Source organism: Mycobacterium sp. TH-M11 (genome assembly GCF_057473725.1).
This window is the reverse complement of sequence record NZ_JBYCLD010000044.1, coordinates 1-1,670: the sequence shown is the minus strand read 5'-3', so window position 1 is coordinate 1,670 and position 1,670 is coordinate 1. Positions and strand designations below refer to the sequence as shown.

Below are 1,670 nucleotides of genomic sequence, written 5' to 3'. Positions count from 1 at the left end.
GGCTCAGCAGCACCATGGACGCCGCCGCGCGCGCCGCGTCGGTCGCCCCGGACACGGCGATGCCGCAGTCGGCCTTCTTCAGCGCGGGGGCGTCGTTCACCCCGTCACCGGTCATCCCGACGATATGGCCGCGCTGCTGCAGCACATCGACGATGCGGTACTTGTGTTCGGGGAACACCTGGGCGAAGCCATCGGCCTTTTCGATCGCCGTCGCCTCGGCGGCCGTCACCTCCTCCTTGACACCGCCCAGCCCGGCGGTGTCAAGAATCCCGTCGCGCATCCCGAGTGCCTTGGCGGTCTCCCGGGCGATGGCGATGGCGTCACCGGTGACCATCTTGACCTTCACACCCATCTGTTCGGCAGTCGCGATGATCTCTTTGGCGTCGACGCGGGGCGGGTCGAACAGCGGCAGCACGCCCAGGAACCGCCACGGTCCGTCGCCGTCGGCGCGGGCGACCCCCAACGACCGGAAGCCGCGCTGGGCGAACTCTTGCACAGCGTTGTCCACCGCTGCCTGCACCTCGGCCGCGTCGTCGGCCAGGGCGAGGATTACCTGCGGTGCGCCCTTGCTCACCTTGAACGACGGCTTGCCTGCGATCTCGACGCTGGCCTCGGTGCGCTTGTGGACCGCGTCGAAGGGTTCGAAGTGGACCACGTGGTAGGCGTCGAGTGCCGTCGGGTCGGTCAGTCCGGCCAGGACGGCCAGGTCGATGGTGTCGTTGTCGTCCACGCGCGAGGCCAGCGCACCGGCGAGGATGACGTCGCCGGCGCTCACCCCGTCCACGGCGAACGGGTCGCCCAGAGTCAGCTTGTTCTGGGTCAGGGTCCCGGTCTTGTCCGAGCACAACACGTCCACGCCGGCGAGCTCCTCGATGGCGACCAGCCGGGTGACGATGGCCTGCTTCTTGGCGAGCAGTCGTGCGCCGACGGCCATGGTCACCGACAGCACGGTCGGCATCGCCACCGGGATCGCCGCCACGGTGAGCACCAGGACGAACTGGACGGTATCGAGGAACGGGTTGCCGCGCAGGGTCGACACGACGACGATCAGCACCACCATGGCCAGCGCGAGCAGGATCAGGAACTTGCCGATCTGCAGCACCGCCTTTTGGAAGTGGCTGACGCTGTCGGCGGCTTGGACCAGTTCTGCGGTGTGCCCAAAGTAGGTATTCGTACCGGTGGCGTACACCAAGGCGCTGATCTCCCCCTGACGCATGATCGATCCGGAGAACACGTTGTCGCCCGGCCCGCGGCTGGCCGGCAGCGACTCCCCCGTCAGCGCGGACTCGTCCACCTCCACCGGGTCGCCGTCAAGCAGGCGGGCGTCGGCCGACACGATGTCGCCGAGCCGCAGCCGGATGACGTCGCCCGGCACGAGTTCGCGCGCCGGGAGGGTAACCGACGTGCCGTCGCGTAGTACCCGCGCGTTGACCGCCAGTTGAGCTTTGAGGGCGTCGATGGCTTTGCCCGCGGACCGTTCCTCCCAGAATCCGATGAACGCGTTAGCGGCGAGCAGCACGAGGATGACGATGAAATCCGGCCAGTGGCGCAGCACGCCCGACAAGATGACGGCGACCTCGATCATCCACGGGATCGGCCCCCAGAAGTAACCGAGAAACTTCAGCAGCTGGTTGGTTTTCCTCTCCGCGATCTCGTTCGGCCCGTACTGA

General features: G+C 67.6%; 1 protein-coding gene. It reads right to left on the bottom strand.

The window, feature by feature from the left end:
* Nucleotides 1-1,670: plasma-membrane proton-efflux P-type ATPase (locus tag AC2VOG_RS01765; protein WP_486938198.1), on the bottom strand; the 1,670-nt coding region annotated here is incomplete at both ends.